This window comes from Streptomyces sp. NPDC017936 (genome assembly GCF_044328485.1).
Lineage (GTDB): Bacteria > Actinomycetota > Actinomycetes > Streptomycetales > Streptomycetaceae > Streptomyces.
This window is the reverse complement of record NZ_JBIRHK010000010.1, coordinates 1-17,427: the sequence shown is the minus strand read 5'-3', so window position 1 is coordinate 17,427 and position 17,427 is coordinate 1. Positions and strand designations below refer to the sequence as shown.

The window sequence follows — 17,427 nt, the reverse complement described above, 5'->3', positions numbered from 1 at the left end:
GTCCTTCGTGCTGCGACTGTCCGGGGCACACCCCCCGGCCCCCCGACCGGCCTGCCCCGGCCGGGGAAGAAAGAGGCGAGGCCTGAAACGGTGAACGTGCTGGACATCCTGTTGCTGCTCGCGGCCGTCTGGTTCGCGGTGGTGGGTTACCGACAGGGCTTCGTCGTCGGCATCCTGTCGGTGATCGGGTTCCTGGGCGGCGGCCTGGTGGCCGTCTATCTGCTGCCCGTGCTCTGGGACGTCCTGACCGACAACTCGGAGGTGAGCACGACGGCCGCCGTCGTCGCGGTCGTCGTCGTGATCGTCTGTGCCTCCGTCGGCCAGGCCCTCACCACCCATCTCGGCAACAAACTGCGCCGGTACATCACCTGGTCCCCGGCGCGCGCCCTGGACGCGACGGGCGGCGCCCTGGTCAACGTCGTCGCCATGCTGCTCGTGGCGTGGCTGATCGGATCCGCCCTCGCCGGCACCACCCTGCCCACCCTGGGCAAGGAGGTCCGTAACTCCGAGGTGCTGCAAGGGGTGTCCCGGGCCCTGCCCGACCAGGCCGACACCTGGTTCGCCGACTTCTCCTCCGTGCTCGCCCAGAACGGCTTCCCGCAGGTCTTCAGCCCGTTCTCCAACGAGCCCATCACCGACGTCCGGCCACCCGACCCCGCCCTCGCGGGCAGCGCGGTCGCCACCCGCGCGCAGCGCTCCATCGTCAAGGTCACGGGCACCGCGGAGAGTTGCGGCAAGGTCCTGGAGGGCACCGGGTTCGTCTTCGGCGAGCGCCGCGTCATGACCAACGCGCACGTCGTGGGCGGCGTCGACGAGCCCGTCGTCCAGATAGGCGGCGAGGGCCGCAAGTACGACGCCACCGTCGTGCTGTACGACTGGAAGCGCGACATCGCCGTCCTCGACGTACCGGATCTCGACGCGCCCGTCCTGCGGTTCACCACCGAGGACGCCGCGAGCGGCGACAGCGCGATCGTCGCGGGCTTCCCGGAGAACGGGGCGTACGACGTGCGCGCCGCGCGCGTGCGCGGGCGCATCACGGCCAACGGTCCGGACATCTACCACCGGGGCACCGTCCGCCGTGACGTCTACTCGCTGTACACGACGGTCCGCCAGGGCAACTCCGGCGGCCCGCTGCTCACGCCCGACGGCAAGGTGTACGGCGTGGTCTTCGCGAAGTCCCTCGACGACGCCGACACCGGCTACGCGCTCACCGCGGACGAGATCCGACAGGACATCACCCGCGGCCGCACCGCGAACCAGGAAGTGGACAGCGACACCTGCGCGCTGTGACGTGCGCAGGTGCTGCTCCGGGTGGACGCGCCGGGGGGAGAAGGGGAGCGGGTCAGCCGCGCGGGTGACGCAGGCGTACCGAGACCCAGCGGGCGCGGCGGCGCAGGATGCGCGGAATGCCCACCCGGAGGTCGCTGCCGGCTTGCGGCGCGGTCCCTCGTTGGCGGGAGCCCGGCCCGGCGGCCGAGCGGCGGTTGCGTGCTACGTCACTGTAGTCGTGCGTCCAGCCCATACCCCGACGTCTGCCCCTGCCCCAAGGTCGATAACCGCCCTCGGGCCCGCCAATTGGCCTATGCGCCGGGCAATTGGCTGTTCGTAGTACAGGTGTTCAGTCTCCGGATACCGGGCGCGATGGCTCGGTCACCGATCGGGTTCGGGATCCTTCAGCCAGTTGACCAGTTCGGTGGAGAAGGCGGCCGGATCCTCTTCGTGCGGGAAGTGCCCGAGCCCGTCGAACAGCCGCCAGCGGTACGGCGCTTCCACGTACTGGCCCGAACCGGCCGCGCTGCGGGTGCGCATGACCGGGTCGAGGGAGCCGTGCAGGTGCAGCGTCGGCACGCGCACGGGCCGCTTCATGCGCCGGTAGAACTGGATGCCGTCCGGCCGGGCCAGCGACCGCACCAGCCACCGGTACGGCTCCACCGAGCAGTGCGCGGTGGACGGGATGCACATCGCGCGCCGGTACGTCTCCAGCACCTCGTCCCGCGGCGGACGCGGCCCCGACCACTCCTGGATCAGCCGGCCCACGAGGTGCCCGTCGTCGGCGGTCAGCTGCCGTTCCGGGATCCAGGGCCGCTGGAAGCCCCAGATGTGGGAGCCGGCGCCGGTCTGCCGGACGTCGGTGAGCATCGCCGAACGCCAGCGCCGGGGGTGCGGCATCGAGGCGACCGCGAGCCGCCGTACCAGCTTGGGGCGCATGACGGCCGCCGTCCACGCCAGGTAGCCGCCCAGGTCGTGGCCGACCAGGGCGGCGTCCGGCTCGCCGAGGGAGCGGATCACGCCGGTGATGTCGAGGGCGAGGTTGGCCGGGTCGTAGCCGCGGGGCGTGCGGTCGCTGCCGCCGACGCCCCGCAGGTCCATCGCGACGGCCCGGAAGCCCGCGTCGGCCAGCGCGGTCAGCTGGTGCCGCCAGGTCCACCAGAACTGGGGGAAGCCGTGCACCAGCATGACCAGGGGGCCGTCGCCCAGCTCGGCGATGTGGAAGCGCGCGCCGTTCGCCGCGACCTCCCGGTGGGTCACCTGTCTGCCGTCGACGCGATCGGGTCGTACGACCGAGGCAGGGTACGCCGAAGGCGTGGCGGGGTCCGTCATGAGGACGAGCGTGCCACAGCCTCGATGGCCTTCGGTCCCCGGTCCTCCGCGAGCTCGGGCCGCGGGTGCGGCTTGGCGTTCTGCAGGACGCCCGCGGACTCCTTCATGGAGGCGGCGACCTTCTGCGGGCCCTTGCCCTTCTTGGCCTTCTTCGCGAAGACGACGCCGATCAGCACGAGGACGAGCGCGACGAGGACGTTCGCCGCGAAGGACAGCAGGAAGCAGATCGCGAGGTTCCAGCCGCTCCAGGTGCGGATGCCGTACGCGAGGGCGAAGTTCAGCATCGGCAGGGAGAAGATCAGGACGGCGCCGGCCAGCGTGAACGCGCCGCCGCTCGTCGCGCCGCGCTTGACGTCCTGCTTGAGCTGCGCCTTCGCCAGCGCGATCTCGTCGTGCACCAGCGCCGACATCTCGGTCGTCGCCGAGGCGAACAACTGGCCGATGCTGCGTTCGGCGCCGACCGGGCTGCCGTCGGGTGCGCTCATCGCGGTCTCCCTCGTGTCGTACGGTTCCGCCGTCTTCTGCCTGACTGCGTACGGTCCCGTCTTTTGTACCGTCCCGTCAGATCATGCCGGACGGTCGCCCTCCTCGCCCGCCCCGCCCGCCACTTCGGTCCGGCCGTGCCGCGCGGCGGCCTTCTCCGCGGCGATCCGCCGGTGCTCGGCGGCCTTGCCGTCGTGGATCGCGGCCATGCGCAGGTGGTACTCCGGGTCGTCCTGCTCGTAGACGTCCGGGATGCCGTCGAGGTCCTCGTCGCGCTCCTCGGCCTCCCACAGCCGCCGGTACTCGGCGTTGCGCAGCTTGAGCAGGACGGTCGCCAGGATCGCCGCGATCAGCGAACCCGTGAGCACGGCGGCCTTGACCTCGTCGGTGAGGGCCGGGTCGCCCTCGAAGGCCAGTTCCCCGATGAGCAGCGAGACGGTGAAGCCGATGCCGGCCAGCGTCGCGACGGCGAAGACGTCCGCCCAGGCGAGGTCGTCGCTGAGCGAGGCGCGGGTGAAGCGGACGGTCAGCCAGGTCCCGCCGAAGATGCCGATCGTCTTGCCGACGATCAGGCCGAGGACGATGCCGAGGGTCTCCGGCCGGGTGAACACGTCCGCGAGCGCGCCGCCCGAGATCGCCACCCCGGCGCTGAAGAGGGCGAACAGCGGCACCGCGAGGCCCGCCGACAGGGGGCGCACGAGGTGCTCGATGCGCTCGCCGGGGGAGTGCTCCTCGTCCGCCCGGGTGGTGCAGCGCAGCATCAGGCCCATCGCGACGCCGGCGATGGTGGCGTGGACGCCGCTGTTGTACATCAGCGCCCAGACGACGACCGCGAGCGGCACGTACACGTACCAGCCGCGGACGCCCTTGCGCAGCAGCAGCCAGAACACGGCGAGGCCGGCGGCGGCGCCGCCGAGCGCGGCGAAGTTCAGGGTGTCGGTGAAGAAGACGGCGATGATCAGGATCGCGCACAGGTCGTCGACGACGGCGAGCGTGAGCAGGAAGGCGCGCAGGGCGCTCGGCAGGGAGGTGCCGATGACGGCGAGCACGGCGAGCGCGAAGGCGATGTCGGTGGCGGTGGGCACGGCCCAGCCGGCCGTGGAGCCGCCGCCGGAGAGGGAGGTGAGCGTGTAGACGAGCGCCGGTACGGCCATGCCGCACAGGGCGGCCACCACGGGCAGGACGGCGGCCCTGGGGTCCCGGAGGTCCCCGGCGACCAGCTCCCGCTTGAGTTCGATGCCGGCGACGAAGAAGAAGACGGCGAGGAGGCCGTCGGCGGCCCAGTGCTCGATCGACAGGTTCAGGCCGAGCGCCTCGGGGCCGAGGTGGTAGTGGCCGACGGTCTCGTAGCTGTCGTGCAGCCCGGGTACGTTCGCCCAGACCAGAGCGGCGACGGCGGCCACGAGCAGCAGGACCCCGCCGACGGTCTCGGTGCGCAGCGCGTCCGCCACGTAGGTCCGCTCGGGGAGGCTGAGCCGGTCGAGGACCTTGCGGACGGGGGTGGTGCGGGGCGCGGCCAAGGCGGGGACCTCCGGTCGGTGGGCAGGACGGAACTCTTCGCCGACCAGACTTCCCGGCACACCTCGAGGGTCACGCTGTCGTGTCGAGCCTACCCAAGAGGGGTGCCCGGCGCGTCCTCGCCCCGGGCGCCCCCTCCGGGGACCGGCCGGGCTCAGTCCTCGCCCGGCGACGACGGGAGCTTCGTCTGGATGAGGTCCATGACCGTGGAGTCGGTCAGCGTGGTCACGTCACCGAGCTGGCGGTTCTCGGCGACGTCCCGCAGCAGCCGGCGCATGATCTTGCCGGAGCGGGTCTTCGGCAGCTCGGCCACCGGAAGGATCCGCTGGGGCTTGGCGATCGGGCCGAGGGTGGCGCCCACGTGGCCTCGCAGCTCGGCCACCAGGTCCTCGCTCTCGGCCGCCGTGCCCCGCAGGATGACGAAGGCGACGATCGCCTGGCCCGTCGTCTCGTCCGCCGCGCCGACGACCGCCGCCTCGGCGACGGACGGGTGCGACACGAGCGCCGACTCCACCTCGGTGGTGGAGATGTTGTGGCCCGACACGAGCATCACGTCGTCGACCCGGCCCAGCAGCCAGATGTCCCCGTCGTCGTCCTTCTTCGCGCCGTCGCCGGCGAAGTACCTGCCCTCGAAGCGCGACCAGTACGTGTCGATGAAGCGCTGGTCGTCGCCCCAGATGGTGCGCAGCATCGACGGCCACGGCTCGGTGAGGACCAGGTAGCCGCCACCGCCGTCGGGGACCTCGTTCGCCTCGTCGTCGACGACGGTGGCCGAGATGCCGGGCAGTGGGCGCTGGGCCGACCCCGGCTTGGTCTCGGTGACCCCCGGCAGCGGGGAGATCATCATCGCGCCGGTCTCGGTCTGCCACCAGGTGTCGACGACGGGGGTGCGGTCCGCCCCGATGTGCTTGCGGTACCAGACCCAGGCCTCGGGATTGATCGGCTCGCCCACGGATCCGAGGATCCGCAGGCTGCTGAGGTCGAACTTGGCGGGGATGTCGTCGCCCCACTTCATGAACGTGCGGATCGCGGTCGGGGCGGTGTAGAGGATCGTCACCCCGTACTTCTGCACGATCTCCCAGAACCGGCCCTGGTGCGGGGTGTCGGGCGTGCCCTCGTACATGACCTGGGTCGCGCCGTTCGCCAGCGGCCCGTACACGATGTAGGAGTGGCCGGTGACCCAGCCGACGTCGGCCGTGCACCAGTACACGTCCGTCTCCGGCTTGAGGTCGAAGACGGCGTGGTGGGTGTAGGCGGTCTGGGTGAGGTAGCCGCCGGAGGTGTGCAGGATGCCCTTCGGCTTCCCCGTCGTGCCGGACGTGTAGAGGATGAACAGCGGGTGCTCGGCGTCGACGGCCTCGGGGGTGTGCTCGGCGGACTGCCGTCCGACGGTCTCGTGCCACCAGAGGTCACGGCTGTCGTCCCAGGCGACGTCCTGGCCGGTACGGCGCACCACGAGGACGTGCTCGACGTTGTCCACCTTGCCGATCGCCTCGTCGACGGCCGGCTTGAGCGCGGACGGCTTGCCGCGCCGGTAGCCGCCGTCGGAGGTGATCACGACCTTGGCGTCGGCGTCCTGGATCCGTGTCGCCAGCGCGTCCGCCGAGAAGCCGCCGAAGACGACGGAGTGCGCGGCGCCGATCCGGGCGCACGCCAGCATCGCGATCGCCGTCTCCGGGATCATCGGCATGTAGACCGCGACCCGGTCGCCCTTGCGGACGCCGAGCTCCAGCAGGGCGTTGGCGGCCCGGGAGACCTCGTCCTTGAGCTCGGCATAGGTGAGGGCGCGGCTGTCGCCGGGCTCACCCTCGAAGTGGATCGCGACCCGGTCGCCGTGCCCGGCCTCCACGTGCCGGTCCACGCAGTTGTACGCGACGTTGAGCTCGCCGTCCTTGAACCACTTGGCGAACGGCGGGTTCGACCAGTCCAGCGTCTCCGTCGGCTCCTTGGCCCAGGTCAGTCGGCGGGCCTGCTCGGCCCAGAAGCCGAGCCTGTCAGCCTTGGCCTGTTCATACGCCTCCGCCGTGACGTTGGCGTTCGCGGCCAGGTCGGCGGGGGGCGCGAACCTGCGTTCTTCCTTGAGCAGGTTGGCCAGGCTCTCGTTGCTCACGACATCTCCCTCTCGAAGGGTGTCCGTTGTGTCCCAGGCCACAGCTCATCAGACCCGGGGGCCCGGTGACAAGGGGCGACGGATAATTGGTTTAGACCTGTTGGGGCCCTGTTCCGGCTCGCTTCCGCCGTCCGGCCGTCGGCTGCGGTCATCCGTACCCACGGACGCCGGCCGGGTGGAGTTCAGCGCTGGTCACGCCTTTCACATCCCCGCCCGGGCGCAGGTGAAGCGCCACCCGGGGAGCGCCATCCGTGAACGCGGGGCTTCGGAGCGCCTTCTGCGGTGCGGTGCCCGGGGAGCGGCGCCTGTGGGGTGCACTTGGGGGAGGGAAGCCCGTGGGGATCGGGGGAGTCCATGGGGACCGGGGGAGCCCGGGGGATCCAGGGGAGTGACGCGGACGCCGGGATCTTCCCGGGTCGGTGCCGATCCCCACGTGGGCACCGGCGAAGAGCGACGGAGAGGGACGACGAGAGGGGGCTGCGCGGGCTCGCGGGTCGCCTCGTTCCCCGAGCCCGCCGGGACGGCGCCGGTGCGGGGACCCGTCCCGACGGGACCCGCACCGGCATCCGGCTCAGGCCGGCACGTCCGCCACCCCGATGTGGTCGAACACCTCGCCGTCCTCCCCGCTCGCCTCGCCCAGCAGGTACGCCTGCGCCTCGCCCACGTGGAAGTACATCCCGTGCAGCTCCAAGGCCCCGGCCCGCAGCGCCCGGGCCACCGACTCGTGGGCGCGCAGATGGTCGAGCTGCTGGACGACGTTGGTCAGGCAGAGCTGCTCGGCCGCGTCCGCCGGCGCCCGCCCGGCCAGCCGCGTCCACGGGCGGCCGTCGTCGGCCATCCGCTCCAGGCTCGGCAGGCCGTGCCGCAGCCACCGCTTGAGCGGGGTCTGCGTGCCACCGGGTTCGGAACTGAGCAGCGCCTGCATGGCCCCGCACCCGGAGTGTCCGCACACCGTGATGGACCGGACCCGCAACACGTCCACCGCGTACTCGATGGCGGCCGCCACCGAGTCGTCCCCGCTCTCCACACCGGGGGGCGGCACGAGGTTGCCGACGTTGCGCACCACGAACAGGTCGCCGGGACCACTGGAGGTGATCATCGACGTCACCAGCCGTGAGTCGGCGCAGGTGAGGAAGAGCTGGGAGGGCTGCTGTCCCTCCCTGGCCAACCGCGCCAGCTCACCCCGCACCAGCGGCGCGGTGTTGCGCTGGAACGCGCTGATCCCACGGACGAGCTGGCGGGCGCTGGGCTCGGTGCCAGGGGATCCGCCGGGGACGGCCGAGCGGGGCGAGTCGGACCGGCCGACTGGGTCCGCGGGGCCGGCCGAACGGGCCGGGCCCGCCGAGTGGGCAAAGGCGGTCGGGTGGGCAGAGTCCGTCGGGCGGGCGGAGCCGGGTGAGTGGGCGGAGCCGGGTGAGTGGGCAGGGTCCGTCGACTTTGCCGAGCTCGCCGAGCCCGAGTCCGGCGAGTCGGCCGAGCCGGCAGCACCGACCGGGTCAGCCGCGCCGACCGGACCGGCGGGCCCGCCTGACTCGACAGCCAGGGGGAGCGGGCCTGGTCTCCCGGACGCGCCGGACTCACCGGCACCACCGGACCCGTCGGCGCCACCGGACGAGTGGGCCCTGCTGGACGCGTGGGCCCTGCTCGACCCGCTGGACCCGTTGGGCTCGCTGGTTCGGCCTGGCAGATCCCTGTGGGCCCCGCCGAACCCGACGGTCCCGTCGGCTTCGCCGAGCCGGTCGGATCCGGCAGGCCTCCGGTCTCCGGCGGGCCCGGCAGCAGGCTCGCCCGGCTCCCCGCCCGGCTCTCCGGTGGACAGCCCGCCCCGGGGGGGTCCGTCGGCGTGGGCACCGGCGGACGGAGGCGCCGATCGCGGGCCCCCGCACCGGTGGTTGCGCCAAGGCGTCCAGGGACCGCAGCGGCAGCCGGCGAGGGAGGCGCCCGGCTCCTGGGTGGGGTCGGGAGCGGTGATGGCGGTGGGTTCGTCGGTCCTGACCCCGGTACCGGAGCACCGGCCGGTCAGCTCGACGGAGCCGCCCTGCGCGGTGTGCGTCTTCTGCCAGTCCTGCAAGGTCTCGTACGCCGCGTGGTCCATGAAGGAACCGTCCAACTCGACCACGACCGAGGTGCCCTGGGGTACGAGGTGCAGGGCGCGGCTGAGCCGCGGCACCGCGAGGAACGTCAACTGTCCTCGTACACGTACGTGATGGACTCCTTTCTGCTCCGTGTGGGTGATGCGGGTACGGGTGAGGCGGCGCAGGGAGACGGCGACGGCCACGGCGATCCCCAGGGCCACGCCCTCGAGGACGCCGAACAACACCACGCCGAGGGTGGTGACGGCGTACACCAGCACCTCGCGGTGGCGGGTCACCGTGCGAATGTGGTGCAGGGACACCATCTGGATCCCGACGGCCATCACCAGGGCCGCGAGTGAGGCGAGCGGGATGAACTCCAGGACCGGGACCATCAGCAGCGCGGCGACCACTACGAGAACGCCGTGCAGCATCGTGGAGTTCCGGCTGACGGCACCCGCTTGCACATTCGCGGAACTGCGCACGGCCACCCCCGCGACGGGCAGTCCGCCGAGCGCTCCCGAGGCGATGTTGGCGGCCCCCTGTCCGAGCAGCTCGCGGTCCAGGTCGGAGCGTCCGACGCGGGCGGGCAGGCCGGGCCGGGAGGCGATCAGCTTGTCCACGGCGACGGCGCCGAGCAGCGACTGCACGCTGCACACCAGCGTGGTGGTGAGCACGGCCGCGGCGAGGCCGAGCGCCGGCCCCTCCGGCAATCCGGCCAGGGCGTGACTGCTCCAGGACGGCAGCTCGACCTTGGGCTGGGTCAGGCCGGCCAGCGTGGCGATCGCGGTGGCTCCGGCGACGGCGACGAGCGCCGCGGGCACCGTGCGCAACAGACGGCCCACCCGGCCGGGCAGGCGGGGCCAGAGCAGCAACAGGAAGAGGGTCAGTGCGCTCACCGCCACGGCGGCGGGGTGCACTGCCGCCAACTGGGCGGGCAGGGCGCGGAGGTTGTCGAGGACGGAGCTCTGCGGGCTGCCGCCGAGGACGATGTGCAGCTGGGCGACGGCGATGGTGACGCCGATACCGGCGAGCATGCCGTGCACGATGGCGGGGCTGACGGCGAGCGCGTTGCGTGCCACGCGCAGGCAGCCGAGTCCGAGTTGGGCGAGTCCGGCGAGGACGGTGATGGCACACGTCGTCCGCCAGCCGTAGCGGTGGATGAGGTCGGCGGTGACGACGGTCAGCCCGGCGGCGGGGCCGCTGACCTGGAGCGGTGAGCCGCCGAGCCGTCCGACGACGATCCCGCCGACGGCGGCGGCGACGAGGCCGGCCTGGAGGGGCGCGCCCGTGGCGAGGGCGATGCCGAGGGACAGGGGCAGGGCGATCAGGAAGACCGCGACGGCGGCGGACACGTCGGCGCCCGCGACATGGAAGCGGCGGCGGGACGGCGGTGGGCTGTGGGGCGGGTGGACGCGTCGGGTGTGTGTCGAGTCGGACGTGCGGGTGGGGACGCAGGCTGACATGTTTCCCGTCTCCTCCGGGGCAGCGCGGTCGCGGAACAGGTGGTCCCCCGCCGGTGGCGGGGGTGGTCGCGGCCGTGGGTCACGGCGTGCAGCGGCGGGATGAAAAATCAACGCTCGGTAAATGGATCGTAATGCAGAGTAAAGGCCGTGCCTGGATTTTCCGGGCAAATGGGTCAATAGATCACCCATAGGGGTGATGCGGTCGTTTCATCGGCTTGTCGTACTAATTCCTTCTCGGTCCCGTGCGACCTTGGCGGCGCTGTCGGCTCGTCCGGCACGCCACCCGCCAACGCCCTTGCCGGCGTTGGCCCGAGAGAAGGAAGAAGGTGGGCGGAAGATGGCCGCCACCCAGAGGATCGCCGCGGGCGCCGTGGCCGCCGCGGCTGTCGCCGCATCGCTCGCGGGTTGTACGACGGGGGCCGACGGGTCCGGTGGTGCCGGGCAAGGGGCACCGGGTCCGCAGAAGGGGAAGCCGGCCCCGGCTCCCGAGAGCGCGATCCGCCTGATCGGCGACGGCTCCACCGCCTTCACCGGCCCCCAGCCGCACCTGCCCCGCCCCGAACGCCTCGAACCGGGCCGAAAACCCCCGCAGTTCGTCGTCTTCTCCTGGGACGGCGCCGGCGAGGACAGCCAGCGGCTGTTCTCCCACTTCCGCGAGGTGGCCAAGGCCAACAACGCCACGATGACGTACTTCCTCAGCGGTGTGTACCTGCTGCCGGAGGAGAAGCGCGACCTCTACAAGCCGCCGCAGCACTCACCGGGACGCTCCGACATCGGCTTCAACGACGTGGAGGGCATCACCGCCACCGTGAGGCAACTGCGCCTGGCGTGGCTGGAGGGCAACGAGATCGGCACCCACTTCAACGGTCACTTCTGCGGCAAGGGCGGCGGTGTCGGCGAGTGGTCGGTGGAGGAATGGAAGGACGAGATCGTCCAGGCCAAGCAGTTCGTGAAGACCTGGAAGACCAACACCGGAACGCGGGAGGCGGCCCCGCTGCCCTTCGACTACGACAAGGAGCTCATCGGCGCCCGCACCCCCTGCCTCGAGGGACGGGACAACTTCACCAAGGCCGCCCGTGAACTCGGCTTCCGCTACGACACCAGCGGCGTCAACAACCAGGTCTGGCCCACGCGCAAGGAGGGCCTGTGGGACCTGTCCATGCAGCTCGTGCCCTTCCCCGGGCACTCCTACGAGCAGCTCACCATGGACTACAACTTCATGGTCAACCAGTCCGGCACCGCCACCCAGGGGGATCCCGCCCAGCACGGGTACTGGGGCGACCAGATGCGCGACGGCCTGCTCCGGGGCTTCCAGCGGGCCTATGACGGCAACCGCGCGCCACTGATCATCGGCAACCACTTCGAGTCCTGGAACGGCGGCACCTACATGCGCGCGGTCGAGGAGGTCATCGAGCGGGTCTGCACCAAGGAAGACGTGCGCTGCGTGTCCTTCCGGCAACTCGCCGACTGGCTGGACGCCCAGGACCCGAAGACGCTGGACAAGCTGCGCACCCTCGAGGTCGGCGAGGCCCCGAAGCAGGGCTGGACGTCCTTCCTCTCCGGACGTCCCGCCCCGGCCCCGAAGGGCGTGCCCGGCGCGCCGGCGGCCCGGAGGTAGGGGTGGAGGGCCGGCCGGCGGCGGACACCCGCCCCGGGCGGCCGTTCCGGTACGGTCACACGGAGGCGGTGACGCTCTCGCCGAGGACGAAGCCGGGGTCGACCTGCGCGGCCAGGTCGGCCCCGGTCCGCTCGTTGCCCCACGACTGGGCGTTCTTCAAGTGGAAGTGCACCATCTGGCGCGTGTAGTGCTTCCAGTCGCGCCGCTCGTACGCCGAGTCGACGGCCGTCCGCAGGCGGTCCAGGGCGTGGCGGTTGACGTCCTCCAGGAGGTCGAACCGGGGCGGCCGGCCCTTCTCCATGGAGCGCACCCAGTCCGAGTGCCCGACGGTCACGAGCAGGTCGTCCCCGACCTCGGCGCGGAGGAAGTCGAGGTCGTCCCGGCCCTGCACCTTGTTGCCGACGACCCTCAGCTCGACGCCGAAGTCACGGGCGTACTCCTTGTACTGGCGATAGACGGAGACCCCCTTCCGGGTCGGCTCGGCGACGAGGAACGTCATGTCGAAGCGGGTGAACATGCCGGAGGCGAAGGAGTCCGAGCCCGCCGTCATGTCGACCACGACGTACTCGTCACGGCCGTCCACCAGGTGGTTCAGGCACAGCTCCACCGCTCCCGTCTTGGAGTGGTAGCAGGCGACCCCCAGGTCGGCGTCCGTGAAGGGGCCCGTGACCATCAGACGGACGGCGCCGCCGTCGAGTTCCACGGCTGTCGCACAGGCGTCGTACACCGGGTTGTCCTCGCGCACCCGCAGCAGTCGGGAGCCGTCGCCGGGCGGGGTGGTCTTGATCATCCTCTCGGCCGAGGCGATGCGGGGGTTGGAACCGCGCAGATAGTCCTTGATCAGCGGCAGTCGGTCACCCATCGCGGGCAGCGCGGCGGCCTCCGCCTCGTCGAGGCCCAGCGCGGCTGCCAGATGCTGGTTGATGTCCGCGTCGATCGCGATGACGGGTGCGCCGGTGGCCGCGAGATGGCGGATGAACAGGGAGGACAGGGTGGTCTTGCCGCTGCCGCCCTTCCCGACGAAAGCAATTTTCATGTTCACCAAGCGTAGTGTCCCGGTGACCGGGAGTGGCAGGGTGCGTGAAGAAGACCACTCCTTCGAGGGGCGGGCGCCCTGGTTGCGTAGCCTCGTACTCATGAGTACGACAGGCGCTACCGCCGATCCGCTCGCGGCCCTGGGTTCGCTGCCCGGCGTGGCCGAGTCCGTGGAGACCGTCCGCAAGGCCGTGGACCGGGTCTACGGCCACCGCGTCATGCGACGCCGCAGCACCGAGATCACCTCCGAGGCGGCCCTGCGCGGGTCCCGCGGCTCGGCGGCGCTGTCCGGCGCCGACTGGGCCTTGGAGGAGGTGCGCCGGCGCAGTGACTTCGGCGTCGACGACGAGGCGCGCGTCGTCGGTGCCGCGCTGCGGCTGACCGCCGAGGCGGGCCAGTTGCTGTCCATCTGGCGGCAGTCGCCCCTGCGGGTGCTGGCGCGGCTGCACCTGGTGGCCGCGGCGAGCCAGGGGGACGAGGTCGGGCGCCCGCGGCAGGCCGGCGAACCCGTCGACGAGCCGCTGGTCGAACTGCCGCTGCCGAGCGCGGACGAGGTCTCCGGCCGGCTGGAGGGCCTGTCCGGACTGATCGTGGCGGGCAGCTCCGCTCCCGCCCTGGTGACGGCCGCCGTCGTGCACGGTGAACTGCTCGCGCTGCGCCCCTTCGCCTCCCACAACGGCCTGGTCGCGCGCGCGGCCGAGCGCATCGTCCTGATCGGCAGCGGTCTCGACCCGAAGTCGGTCTGCCCGGCCGAGGTGGGTCACGCCGAGCTGGGCCGGGCGGCCTACCTGGCCGCGCTGGACGGTTACGTCTCCGGGACCCCGGAGGGCATGGGGGCCTGGATCGCGCACTGCGGCCGGGCGGTCGAACTGGGCGCCCGCGAGTCGACGGCGGTGTGCGAGGCGTTGCAGCGCGGGGCGGCGTGACGGGCGGGGTCCCGTCCGGCGGTCCGCACGAAAATGCGGCGGTACGAGTGCTCGTACCGCCGCTGGCATGCTCACCGAGTTACCAGGCGTCCTCGATGTGTCGCCCATCAGGTCGGGTTCTTTGCCCGTCTCCTGGTGCGGCTGGCCCGTAATCGACGGGTCGACGTCGCGTGGGTGCCCGGTGTTCATGCGTCGGTCCGTGGGGCCAAATGCGTTATTAAGGTGATCCTCTCGGATGTCCTTGGTCTCGCGGGCCGTTGAGTCCTTTGTACTCCAGGACCCCGGCAAGCGGAAGTCCTGCCGCCACTTCTTTACTTTCACTCTCAAACAGGAGCGAAACGGACACCCCTGGCGAGGGTGGTCGCGGAGGGGTCAGGCGGCCGTCGCCGCTCTGCGCCGACTGGCGTACCAGACGAGGCCGGCGGTGGCGGCCGCGGCCCCTACGGCGGCCGCGGCGACCAGGGCCGGGCGGGGCGGGACCCTGAACGACGGGATGCGCTTCTTCAGCCGCACCGGCCGGTGGAAGTCGAGGATCGGCCACCCGCGCGCGAGGGCCTCGCGGCGCAGGGCGCGGTCCGGGTTCACGGCGTGCGGATGACCCACCGCCTCGAGCATCGGCAGGTCGGTGGCCGAATCGCTGTAGGCGTAACACCGCGCGAGGTCGTACCCCTCCGACTCCGCCAGCCCCTTGATCGCCTCCGCCTTGGTCGGGCCGTAGGCGTAGTACTCCACCTCGCCGGTGAAGCAGCCGTCCTCGCCCACGACCATGCGGGTGGCCACCACGCGGTCCGCGCCGAGCAGCTCGCCGATCGGCTCGACCACCTCGGCACCCGAGGTCGACACGATCACGACGTCGCGCCCGGCGGTGTGGTGCTCCTCGATCAGGGAGGCGGCTTCGTCGTAGATGAGCGGGTCGATCAGGTCGTGCAGGGTCTCGGCCACGATCTCCTTCACCTGCTGGACGTTCCAGCCGCGCACGAGCGCGGACAGGTACTCGCGCGTCCGCTCCATCTGGTCGTGGTCCATACCGCCCACGAGGAAGACGAACTGGGCGTATGCGGTGCGCAAGGCCGCCCTGCGGTTGATCAGACCGCCCTGGTAGAAGGACTTGCTGAAGGTGAGCGTGCTCGACTTCGCAATGACCGTCTTGTCCAGGTCAAAGAAGGCCGCTGTGCGGGGCAAGGAGTGGTTTTCCACAACGGAGAGCATAGGGGCAGCCCATTCGGCGTAAGGTGGGCGCGTGGGTTTGCCTGAGAGGGCTCTCGGGTACACCATGGAAGTCACGGATCGTTCGCGACCGTGCTAACCCGGTCCGGCTCCTCCCCCCCCGAGTCGGCCGTGGAGACGACCCCCGCTCTCCCCCCCGGCGGGGGTCGTCGCATGTCCGGGTGGGTTTTTCTCCCCTTCCAGCGGCCGTGGCGCCGTGCCGAGGCGGCTGCGGCCGCCCTCTTCGCGTGCCCGCCGTTCATCACGGTGCGTAGTTGTCGGACTCCTCTGCGGAAGTAGCACAGGGAGTGGTGGGACGGTCACCGGGACGGGTGAAGGCGATATTCACAACCACCGGCTCGTCCACAGTTATCCACCAAGATCCACACGATTTCCGGGTTCGCTGCACCGTGATTCCCACGCGTCCGCTCGGGGCCGAGTTCATGACCGGTTGCGTTTGCCGCACGCGGAGGCCGGTTTCCGCCGGCCGTTCATATGGAGACCGCTCGCCGGTTCTTCACACGCAGAGGAATCGCGGGGCCGCCGAGAGGGTGCGCGCCACGCAAGCGAAGGGGGATGGAAACCGTGACCGGAGCCGTCACACACGACCCGCCGCCCGCCGCCGGAGGAGGGCGGGGCAGGCCGCTGATCGTCACCGAGAACGCCGAGCTCCTCGACGACCTGCTGAGGCTGTGCGCCGCGGCGGGCGCCACACCGGAGGTGCACCCGTCGGTGCCGGAGCACCGGGGCGGATGGGAGTCGGCGCCCCTCGTCCTGGTCGGGGACGACGCCGCGCGCCGTGTCCGTGGGGTGGCCCGCCGACGCGGAGTGGTCCTCGTCGGATGCGACCAGGACGACTCCGGGGTGTGGCGCAGGGCCGTCGAGATCGGCGCCGACCACGTGCTGGTGCTGCCCGACGGCGAGCAGTGGCTCGTGGACCGCATCGCCGACGTCGTGGAGGGCGTCGGCCGGCCCGCCCTCACCGTCGGCGTCGTCGGCGGGCGCGGCGGGGCCGGAGCGTCCACGCTCGCGTGCGCCCTCGCCGTCACCTCCGCGCGTGAGGGGTTGCGCACGCTCCTCGTGGACGCGGATCCGCTGGGCGGCGGTCTCGACGTACTCCTCGGCGGTGAGACCGCCGGAGGGCTGCGCTGGCCCGCCTTCGCCGCCTCGCGCGGCAGGGTCGGGGGCGGTGCGCTGGAGGAGTCACTGCCCGAGCTGCACCAGTTGCGGGTGCTCAGCTGGGACCGCGGCGACTGCGTCGCCGTCCCGCCCCAGGCGGTGCGCGCGGTGCTCGCCGCCGCACGCCGCCGAGGCGGCACGGTCGTCGTCGACCTGCCGCGCCGCATCGACGACGGCGTCGCCGAGGCACTCGTCCAGATCGACGTCGGCCTCCTCGTCGTCCCCGCCGAACTGCGCGCCGTCGCGGCGGCCGGACGGGTGGCCTCCGCCGTCGGCATGGTCCTGCCCGACCTGCGGGTGGCGGTGCGCGGTCCGTACGCGCCCGGACTCGACGACCGCGAGGTGGCCCGCCTCCTCGGGCTCCCGCTGGTCGGCGAGGTGCCCGTCGAGTCGGCACTGCTGCGCCCGGACGGCGGCAAGGCGCCGCCCGGCGCGGCCCCGCGCGGACCCCTCGCCCGGTTCTGCACGGCCTTCTGGGAGCGTGCGCTGGCCGAGGCGGGTGCCGCATGAGCACGGTGCCCGGACCCGAACGGCCGCAGGGCACGGGAACCCTGCTCGACGGCGTACGGCAGTGGCTCGCCGAGAGCGGCGCCGAGCCGACCCCCGCGCGCGTGGCGCAGGCGCTCAGGGAGCAGGGCCGGGTCCTCGGGGACGCGGAGGTCCTCGGCGCGGCCGAGCAACTGCGGTCGGAACTGGTCGGCAGCGGACCCCTGGAACCGCTGCTCGCCGACCCGTCGGTGACCGACGTGCTGGTGTCCGCCCCGGACCGGGTGTGGGTCGACCGCGGCGGGGGCCTGGAGCTGACCACGGTCTCCTTCCCGGACGCGGCAGCCGTACGACGCCTCGCGCAGCGCCTGGCCGCGGTGGCCGGACGACGCCTGGACGACGCCCGTCCGTGGGCCGATGCCCGGCTGCCCGACGGAACGCGCCTGCACGCGGTGCTGCCCCCGGTCGCCGTCGGCTGCACCTGCCTGGCGCTGCGGGTGGTCCGGCCACGAGCGTTCACGCTCGACGAACTGGTGACCGCGGGCACGGTGCCGCCGGGCGGTGACCAGGTGCTGCGCGACCTGCTGCGGGCACGGCTGTCCTTCCTGGTCAGCGGCGGTACCGGCAGTGGCAACCCCAATCTACTGCTATGACGCCTCTAAATGGATCTTGCTGCGAGCCTCAGGGGAGACCTCGGGAAACCCCATCTGACCTGCGGTTTTGCGGA

At 72.0% G+C, this 17,427-nt stretch carries 12 protein-coding genes and 1 pseudogene; 5 read left to right on the top strand and 8 right to left on the bottom strand.

Going from position 1 to position 17,427, the window contains the following annotated elements; translation table 11 throughout:
• The first annotated feature begins 90 nt into the window (after window positions 1-90).
• Window positions 91-1,290 carry a MarP family serine protease gene (locus tag ACH4F6_RS21470; RefSeq protein ID WP_397961868.1) on the top strand — a complete coding sequence of 400 codons (1,200 nt, stop codon included), beginning with the start codon at window positions 91-93 and terminating at the stop codon, window positions 1,288-1,290.
• 52 nt (window positions 1,291-1,342) lie between these two features.
• Here the strand turns inward: ACH4F6_RS21470 and ACH4F6_RS21465 are convergent, their stop codons facing one another.
• The 6 genes from ACH4F6_RS21465 to ACH4F6_RS21440 all read right to left on the bottom strand — a co-directional run bounded on the left by ACH4F6_RS21465 (window position 1,343) and on the right by ACH4F6_RS21440 (window position 10,250).
• Window positions 1,343-1,522 (bottom strand): hypothetical protein, encoded by a 180-nt coding sequence (locus tag ACH4F6_RS21465; protein ID WP_397961867.1) that lies wholly within the window; start codon window positions 1,520-1,522, stop codon window positions 1,343-1,345.
• A 128-nt stretch (window positions 1,523-1,650) separates the two neighbouring features.
• Window positions 1,651-2,601 (bottom strand): alpha/beta fold hydrolase, encoded by a 951-nt coding sequence (locus ACH4F6_RS21460; RefSeq protein WP_397961866.1) that lies wholly within the window; start codon window positions 2,599-2,601, stop codon window positions 1,651-1,653.
• Window positions 2,598-3,086 carry a phage holin family protein gene (locus tag ACH4F6_RS21455; RefSeq protein WP_397961865.1) on the bottom strand — a complete coding sequence of 163 codons (489 nt, stop codon included), beginning with the start codon at window positions 3,084-3,086 and terminating at the stop codon, window positions 2,598-2,600. The genes ACH4F6_RS21460 and ACH4F6_RS21455 overlap by 4 nt, the downstream gene beginning before the upstream one ends.
• A gap of 81 nt (window positions 3,087-3,167) precedes the next feature.
• Complete coding sequence (nhaA, locus tag ACH4F6_RS21450) at window positions 3,168-4,604, bottom strand: Na+/H+ antiporter NhaA (protein ID WP_397961863.1); 1,437 nt, start codon at window positions 4,602-4,604, stop codon at window positions 3,168-3,170.
• 152 nt (window positions 4,605-4,756) lie between these two features.
• Window positions 4,757-6,712, bottom strand: a complete 1,956-nt coding sequence (acs, locus tag ACH4F6_RS21445) for an acetate--CoA ligase (RefSeq protein WP_397961862.1) — start codon at window positions 6,710-6,712, stop codon at window positions 4,757-4,759.
• A 571-nt stretch (window positions 6,713-7,283) separates the two neighbouring features.
• On the bottom strand, window positions 7,284-10,250 hold the full coding sequence (locus ACH4F6_RS21440) for a SulP family inorganic anion transporter (RefSeq protein WP_397961861.1): 2,967 nt from the start codon (window positions 10,248-10,250) through the stop codon (window positions 7,284-7,286).
• A 337-nt stretch (window positions 10,251-10,587) separates the two neighbouring features.
• On the opposite strand from ACH4F6_RS21440, the gene ACH4F6_RS21435 reads away from it, so the two are divergent.
• Complete coding sequence (locus tag ACH4F6_RS21435) at window positions 10,588-11,868, top strand: hypothetical protein (RefSeq protein ID WP_397961860.1); 1,281 nt, start codon at window positions 10,588-10,590, stop codon at window positions 11,866-11,868.
• 55 nt (window positions 11,869-11,923) lie between these two features.
• Here the strand turns inward: ACH4F6_RS21435 and ACH4F6_RS21430 are convergent, their stop codons facing one another.
• The gene (locus ACH4F6_RS21430; RefSeq protein WP_397961859.1) at window positions 11,924-12,904 is read right to left on the bottom strand and encodes an ATP-binding protein; all 981 of its coding nucleotides are present in this window, start codon (window positions 12,902-12,904) and stop codon (window positions 11,924-11,926) included.
• 100 nt (window positions 12,905-13,004) lie between these two features.
• Here ACH4F6_RS21430 and ACH4F6_RS21425 point away from each other — a divergent pair, with 100 nt between their 5' ends.
• A complete protein-coding gene (locus tag ACH4F6_RS21425; RefSeq protein WP_397961858.1) occupies window positions 13,005-13,829 on the top strand; it encodes an oxidoreductase in 825 nt (274 codons plus the stop codon).
• Between the two features lie 372 nt (window positions 13,830-14,201).
• On the opposite strand, the gene ACH4F6_RS21420 is transcribed toward ACH4F6_RS21425, so the two are convergent.
• Window positions 14,202-15,038 (bottom strand): HAD family hydrolase, encoded by an 837-nt coding sequence (locus ACH4F6_RS21420; protein WP_397961857.1) that lies wholly within the window; start codon window positions 15,036-15,038, stop codon window positions 14,202-14,204.
• 573 nt (window positions 15,039-15,611) lie between these two features.
• Between ACH4F6_RS21420 and ssd the strand changes: the two genes are divergently transcribed.
• Complete coding sequence (gene ssd, locus ACH4F6_RS21415; protein WP_397961856.1) at window positions 15,612-16,724, top strand: septum site-determining protein Ssd; 1,113 nt, start codon at window positions 15,612-15,614, stop codon at window positions 16,722-16,724.
• Window positions 16,721-17,347 (top strand): annotated as a pseudogene (locus ACH4F6_RS21410) (ATPase, T2SS/T4P/T4SS family); the annotation flags it as partial. The gene ssd and the pseudogene ACH4F6_RS21410, both read left to right, overlap by 4 nt.
• Between the last annotated feature and the right edge of the window lie 80 nt (window positions 17,348-17,427).